Origin of the sequence: Lentzea sp. (genome assembly GCF_035525475.1) — a bacterium.
In the GTDB taxonomy this organism is placed as follows: domain Bacteria; phylum Actinomycetota; class Actinomycetes; order Mycobacteriales; family Pseudonocardiaceae; genus Lentzea.
Genome location: NZ_DATLEC010000171.1, coordinates 1 through 6487, shown reverse-complemented (window position 1 = coordinate 6487; position 6487 = coordinate 1). Strand labels below are relative to the sequence as shown.

9 protein-coding genes are annotated in these 6487 nt (G+C 69.3%); 8 read left to right on the top strand and 1 reads right to left on the bottom strand.

Translation table 11 applies throughout. The annotated features are described in order from the left end of the window. The 7 genes from VM306_RS28265 to VM306_RS28235 form a co-directional block, all read left to right on the top strand. Nucleotides 1-137: acyl-CoA dehydrogenase family protein (locus tag VM306_RS28265; protein WP_325520504.1), on the top strand; the 137-nt coding region annotated here is incomplete at its 5' end. A gap of 12 nt (nt 138-149) precedes the next feature. Beyond that, entirely contained in the window at nt 150-1346 is a 1197-nt protein-coding gene (locus VM306_RS28260) for an acetyl-CoA C-acetyltransferase (protein WP_325520502.1), read from the top strand. Beyond that, nucleotides 1346-2104, top strand: a complete 759-nt coding sequence (locus tag VM306_RS28255) for a glucose 1-dehydrogenase (RefSeq protein ID WP_325520500.1) — start codon at nt 1346-1348, stop codon at nt 2102-2104. The genes VM306_RS28260 and VM306_RS28255 overlap by 1 nt, the downstream gene beginning before the upstream one ends. 14 nt (nt 2105-2118) lie before the next feature. Next, the gene (locus VM306_RS28250) at nt 2119-3240 is read left to right on the top strand and encodes a hypothetical protein (RefSeq protein ID WP_325520498.1); all 1122 of its coding nucleotides are present in this window, start codon (nt 2119-2121) and stop codon (nt 3238-3240) included. Next, complete coding sequence (locus VM306_RS28245; protein WP_325520496.1) at nt 3237-4661, top strand: vWA domain-containing protein; 1425 nt, start codon at nt 3237-3239, stop codon at nt 4659-4661. The genes VM306_RS28250 and VM306_RS28245 overlap by 4 nt, the downstream gene beginning before the upstream one ends. Beyond that, on the top strand, nt 4648-5355 hold the full coding sequence (locus VM306_RS28240; protein WP_325520494.1) for a hypothetical protein: 708 nt from the start codon (nt 4648-4650) through the stop codon (nt 5353-5355). The genes VM306_RS28245 and VM306_RS28240 overlap by 14 nt, the downstream gene beginning before the upstream one ends. Before the next feature lie 22 nt (nt 5356-5377). Further along, entirely contained in the window at nt 5378-5920 is a 543-nt protein-coding gene (locus VM306_RS28235; RefSeq protein ID WP_325520492.1) for a 3'-5' exonuclease, read from the top strand. A 2-nt stretch (nt 5921-5922) separates the two neighbouring features. Here VM306_RS28235 and VM306_RS28230 read toward each other — a convergent pair whose 3' ends face one another. Next, nucleotides 5923-6198 (bottom strand): hypothetical protein, encoded by a 276-nt coding sequence (locus VM306_RS28230; RefSeq protein WP_325520490.1) that lies wholly within the window; start codon nt 6196-6198, stop codon nt 5923-5925. A 55-nt stretch (nt 6199-6253) separates the two neighbouring features. On the opposite strand from VM306_RS28230, the gene VM306_RS28225 reads away from it, so the two are divergent. Then, nucleotides 6254-6487, top strand: a 234-nt coding sequence (locus tag VM306_RS28225) for a helix-turn-helix transcriptional regulator (RefSeq protein WP_325520488.1), incomplete at its 3' end; no start/stop codon positions are given.

Sequence of the window (6487 nt, the reverse complement as noted above, 5' to 3'; positions counted from 1 at the left end):
TGCAGCTGCACGGCGGCTACGGCTACATGACCGAGTACCGCGTCGCCCGCGCGTGGATGGACGCCCGCGTCACGAAGATCTGGGCGGGCTCCAACGAGATCATGAAGGAACTCATCGGCCGCGACCTGGGCCTGTAAGGGGAGATCGGCATGCCTGAAGCAGTCGTCGTTTCCACCGCCCGGTCGCCGATCGGCCGTGCTCGCAAGGGTTCCCTCGTCTCGCTGCGCCCGGACGACCTGGCCGCGCAGGTGATCTCGGCCGCGCTGGAGGGCCTGCCGGCCACCGAGATCACCGACCTGCACCTCGGTTGCGCCGAGCCGCAGGACGAGCACGGTCAGAACATCGCCCGCCGCGTGGCGGTACAACTCGGCTACGACACGCTGCCGGGCACGACGGTCAACCGGTTCTGCGCGTCGTCCGTGCAGACCGCCCGCATGGCCTTCCACGCGATCAGGGCGGGGGAGGGCCACGCGTTCATCTCCGCCGGTGTCGAGTGCGTGTCGCGGTACATGCACTCCGGCGCGCCGTCGTCGAACCCGGTGTTCGACGAGGCCCAGCAACGGACTCTGGACACGGCGGCCTCCAACGCGCCGTGGACCGACCCGCGCCTGGACGGCAGGCTGCCCGACTACTACATCTCGATGGGGCAGACGGCCGAGAACGTCGCCACCCGGATGGGCATCTCGCGGCACGACCAGGACGAGTTCGGCGTGCGGTCGCAGAACCTCGCGGAGAAGGCGATCGCGGACGGGTTCTTCGCCCGCGAGATCACGCCGGTGGTCCTGCCCGACGGCACCGTGGTCTCGACGGACGACGGCCCTCGTGCCGGTGTCACCTACGAGGCCGTGTCGGCGCTGAAGCCGTCGTTCCGCCCCGAGGGCACCGTCACGCCCGGCAACTGCTGCCCGCTCAACGACGGCGCCGCCGCTGTGGTGATCATGAGCGACGTGCGGGCGCGGGAGCTGGGCCTGACCCCGTTGGCGCGCATCGTGTCCACGGGTGTCTCCGGGCTGTCGCCGGAGATCATGGGCCTCGGCCCGGTCGACGCCACGAAGCAGGCGCTCGGCCACGCCGGTCTGTCCATGTCGGACATCGACCTGGTCGAGATCAACGAGGCGTTCGCCGTCCAGGTGCTCGGTTCGCAGCGGGCACTGGGCATCGACATCGACAAGCTGAACGTGCACGGCGGCGCCATCGCGCTCGGTCACCCGTTCGGCTCGACCGGCGCGCGGATCATGACGACGCTGATCAACGGCATGCGGGCCCGCGACGCCCAGTTCGGGCTCGAGACGATGTGCGTCGGCGGCGGTCAGGGCATGGCGATCATCCTGGAGAGGCTTTCGTAGTGGGAATCCTGGACAAGTTCCGCCTGGACGGGAAGGTCGCGATCGTCACCGGCGCGTCGTCCGGTCTCGGTGTCGCGTTCGCCAAGGGGCTCGCGGAGGCCGGCGCGGACGTCGTGCTCGCGGCCCGTCGCGCGGACAAGCTGAAGGACACGGCCGCGCTGGTCGAGGCCGCTGGTCGTCGCGCGCTGGTCGTGCAGGCCGACGTGTCGAAGCCCGACGACTGCCGTGAGGTCGCTCGAGCGGCGGCTGAGTTCGGTGTCGTCTCCGTGCTCGTGAACAACGCGGGTGTCGCGTCGGCGGTGCCGGCCTCGCGGGAGACGCCGGAGGAGTTCCTCGGCGTGATGGACGTGAACCTCAACGGCGCCTACTGGATGGCCCAGGCCGCCGCGTCGGTCATGAAGTCCGGTGGCTCGATCATCAACATCTCCAGCGTGCTCGGCCTCGTGACCGGCGGAATCCCGCAGGCCGCGTACTCGGCGTCGAAGGCCGGTCTGCTCGGTCTGACCCGGGACCTGGCGCAGCAGTGGACCGGGCGCAAGGGCATCCGCGTCAACGCGATCTGCCCCGGTTTCTTCGCCTCCGAGATGACCGACCAGTACCCGCCGGGGTACCTGGAGAAGATCCAGGCCACGCTGCCATCCGGGCGAATCGGTGATCCGGAGGAACTAGCCGCCGCCGTTCTGTTCCTGGCTTCCCCCGCGGGCGGTTACGTTACCGGCGAGACGCTCGTCGTCGACGGTGGTGCCGTGATCGTCTGACTCCAGGGGGAGCCGTGCGGGAGCCCGAGTTCAAGGTCGTCGACCCGCGAAGACGGTTCCTGCTGTGGTTCGTGCCGCCGCTGGCGGTGTTCGTGGCAGGGCTGGTGGTGCTGCTCGTCTCCGGGCACATCACCGGCCCTTTCCGTCCTGTGACCGTGGTCAGGGCGCTGTTCGCCTCCAAGCGCGACTTCTTCCAGGACGAGCAGGTCAAGCGCATCCTGATGGCGCGCGGCTACCAGGTGCACGTGACGCCCATCGGCTCCCGCGACCTGGCGGACAAGCCCGACCTCGACTCGTACCACTTCGTGTTCCCGTCGGGGCACGTCGCCAACGAGCACGTGAAGTCGCGCCGGGCGGGCAAGCACGTGGTGCCGTACCGGCCGTTCTTCACCCCGGTCGTGCTCGCCACGTTCCGCGAGTACGCCGACGCGCTGGTGCGGGCGAAAGCCGCGATACCGCACGGGCAAGGCCCGAACCAGCTCTACTACGACCTCGACATGGCCGCGTTCAAGGAGCTCTCGAAGACCAGGTGGAGCGACTGGGGCCTGAGCAACGGCAACCGCGTCATCGCGCAGTCACCAGACCCCTGCAAGGCCTACTCGGGCGCGACTCTCGTCGGGTTCTTCGCCACCGCCTTCGGTGACGAGCCACCGCAGACCGTCGAAGCCGCCGAACAGCTGGCGCTGGAGGTCAAGCCGTTCGTCGACGCGCAGGGGCAGGCCGGCGAGGACATGGCACCGAAGTACTTCGTGCCGGAGGGGCGCACGCACGCCGTCATCGCGGTGATCTACGAACACCAGTACATCGCCTACCAGCTGCGGCAGAAGACCGTCGACACCGAACGCGTGCTGCTCTACCCGACGAAGCAGCACCAGAGCACGCCCGAGCTGATCTCGTTCACGCCCGAGGGCGACCGGATCGGCGAGCTGATGATGAACGACCCCGAACTGCGCCGGCGCGCGGTCGAGCTGGGGTTCCACTCGCTGAGCTGGAACGGGGAGTCCGCCGACGACTTCGGCACCTACATCGCGAGCCGCGGCCTCCCGAAGCCGCCCGCCGGTGACGCGGGCAGGGTGCAGCTGCCCAAGGCGGAGCTCTTCGAACGCATGCTCGACATCGTCGGCGACTGCAAATGAGGGTGCTGGCAGCGGTGCTGCTGCTCCTGCTCTCCGCGTGCACGTCGAGCACCCCTCCGCCGGTTCGCCTGAAGGTGCTGGCGAGCACGGAGCTGGCCGACCTCGCTCCCGTGCTGGCCGAGCTGAGGAAGGCCACCGGCGTCGAGCTGGCGGTGGAGTACCGCGGCACCGTCGAGGCCAGCCGGTCGCTCGCCGGGTTCGACCTGGCCTGGCTGTCCAGCGGCAGGTTCCTGCGGTTGCGCGGTGCGGAGCCCGAGCTGTCGGCGAGCGTCATGACGTCCCCGGTGGTGCTCGGGGTGAAGCGCGGGAAGCGGGCGGCGCTGGGCGAGCGACCGACGTGGGCGGACATCGCGGACAGGGCCGCGGTGGGGGAGTTCCGCTACGGCATGGCCGATCCGCGCGTGTCCGGTGGCGGGATGGCCGCGCTGATCGGGGTCGCGACGGCGGCCGCGGGTACCGGTGCGCCGTTGCGCCCGCAGGACGTGAGCTGCGACCGGCTGCAGGGGTTCCTCGCCGGGCGGGCGTTCGACGTGCCGGACCCCGTCGCCGAGTTCACCCGGCGGTCCGATGTGGACGGACTGGTCGCGCACGAGTCGGAGCTGTTGGCGCTCAACGCTTCCGGTCGTGTCGAGCCTCTGGAGATCGTGTATCCGCGTGACGGGATCGTGCTCTCGGACTACCCGCTGATGCTGGTCGAACCCGCGCACCGCGAGTCCTACGACCGGGTCGTGGAGTGGCTGCGGTCGTCGGCGGCGCAGAAGATGATCGCCGAACGCACCTGGCGCCGTCCCGTAGACCCTTCGGTGGTGCGCCACGAGAAGCTGCGCGCCGACCTCGGCACCGCGCTGTACTTCCCGGACAGCCAGGAGGTCCTCGACCGGTTGCTCCTCTTCCACGACCGCGCGGGCGACGGCCGTCAGGTGGTCTTCGTGCTGGACTACTCGACGTCCATGCGCGGTGAGCGGATCGCCGGTCTGAGAGAGGCTTTCGCGTCCCTCAACGGTTTCGACCGCTTCTACGTCGGCGAGACGGTCACGATCGTGCGCTTCGCCGGTTCGGTGCTGGAAGAGCGGTCGGTCACCGTGCGCGGACGGCAGGACCTCGACACGTTGCTGTCCGTCGTCGCGTCCGACGACCTGCGGGACAACACCGCGATCTGGGCCGCCGTGGAGCACGCGTTGAAGCTCGCTCGCGGGGAGACGACGGTCGTGCTGATGACCGACGGCGAGAACAACACGGGCCCGTCGGTGGACGAGTTCCTGCGCGTGGGCCGTGGTGAGGTGCCCGTGTACCCGATCCGGTTCGGTGAGGCCTCCACGGCGGAGCTGGACCGGGTGGCTCAGGCGAGCGGCGGCCGTCTCGTGGAGGCGGGCGCGAAGTCGTTGCTGGAGGCGGTGAGAGAGATCCGTGGATGTCGATAGAGCGCTCTGGTGGTCCGTCTCGTGGGCCTGGATCCTGCTGTGGGTGGCGACGCTGGTGGCGTTCGCCGTGGTCGTGGTCCTCGTCTGGCGGTGGGCGCGGCGCCGCGACCCGGGACCCGAGGTGCCGGGCCTGCTGTTCTACGTGCACGGCCAGCGGATGATCAACCTGTGCAAGGTCGGCAGGTACGACGACGCGGTCACCCGGCAGTTCGTCAAGCAGATCACCGTCACGAAGAACGGCAAGCTGCAGGTCGGCCCGAGCGAGTTCGGGATCGGCGTGGACGGCTCGGTGGTGGAGCAGAACACCGACACCTACGAGAAACCGGCCACGGAGATCGACGTCATCGGCGTCGTGCTCGCCGGGCTGAGGGCGGGCCACGGCGTCGTGGACGTCGACCTGAACACCAGGAGCATCAAGGCGGACGAGGCGTGGCGGCGGGGAAGGGCCAAGCGCCTCAACGACATCCGCGACTACGTGTCCCTGAACGGCCGGTTCGAGATGGCCGACGGCGACGACCCGGCGGTGCTGGTCGCCCCCGTCGGAGAACACCGCGTGCGGGTCGAGTGCGACCGGGCGAGCCTGCGCGACACGTTGCCGCCGGGCCAGTTCAACGCGCGGTGCCTCGGCAAGGTCCAGTCGTGGAACGCGGCGACGGGCGAGATCGTCGTGCTGCCGGTCGTCGTATTCCAGTAGACAGCCGGGGGACGATCAGGACGTGATCGCGCTGGACGAGGTGCTGGTCGTCGACGTGGAGTCGACGTGCTGGGAGGGTTCGCCTCCTCCCGGCGAGGTTTCGGAGATCATCGAGATCGGCATCTGCCCGCTCGAGGTGGCCTCCGGGGCGCGCGGCGAGCGGCGTTCCGTCCTGGTGCGCCCGGCGCGCTCCTCCGTCAGCCCCTTCTGCACCCGCCTGACCACCCTGACCCCTGCACAGGTCGCCGGCGGCGTGTCGTTCGCCGAAGCGTGCGCGGTGCTGCGCAAGGAGTTCCGGTCGGACCGCCGGGTCTGGGCCTCCTACGGCGACTACGACCGCAAGATGTTCGAACGCCAGTGCGCCAACTTCGGCGTCGGCTACCCGTTCGGGCCGCGGCACGTCAACGTCAAGACCCTGTTCGCCCTGGTGAACGTGCTGCCGCGCGAGGTCGGCATGGCCGAGGCCCTGCGCATCGCCGGGCACCGGCTCGACGGCACGCACCACCGCGGCCACGACGACGCGTACAACATCGCGGGTCTGCTGGCCGGCCTGCTCCGGCGGTGAGATCACCTGTTCGGAGGATTCCAGTCGATCCCGACCGTGCAGATCCGGTCGGCGCCCCTCCACACCGTGATGGCGAACGTGCCCGCCTCCGCTGACACCCGCGTGAGGTACTCGGTCGCGCAGGCCACCGTGTACCGGGACTTCCAGTCGGCGTCTTTCCTTATGTACCAACCGTGATCCTGCACGATCTCGACATGGGTGAGCGTGAGGCGACCGTTCCCGCCGCGCCGGTGGTACTGGATGCTGTGGACGTACTCCATGAGCTGGACGGTCCTCATCAGACCCCGCCACCGTGATTCACGAATGTCAGATCTCGTCCGTAACGTTCGGACCATGTCCGACCCCACGTTCCGGCAGGTGCGCCTCGGTGAGGCGTTGAAGAGGCTGCGTGAACGGAGTGGGCTGAGCCAGCGCGACGCGGCGTACCGGCTGCGCTACAACTACCAGAAGCTGAGCCGCATCGAGAACGGCCAGCTGCCGGAGTACCACGGCCTGCGCGCGATGCTCGACCTCTACGGCGTGCTCGTCTCGGAGGAGGCGCCGTTCATCGAGATGTGGGAACGAGCC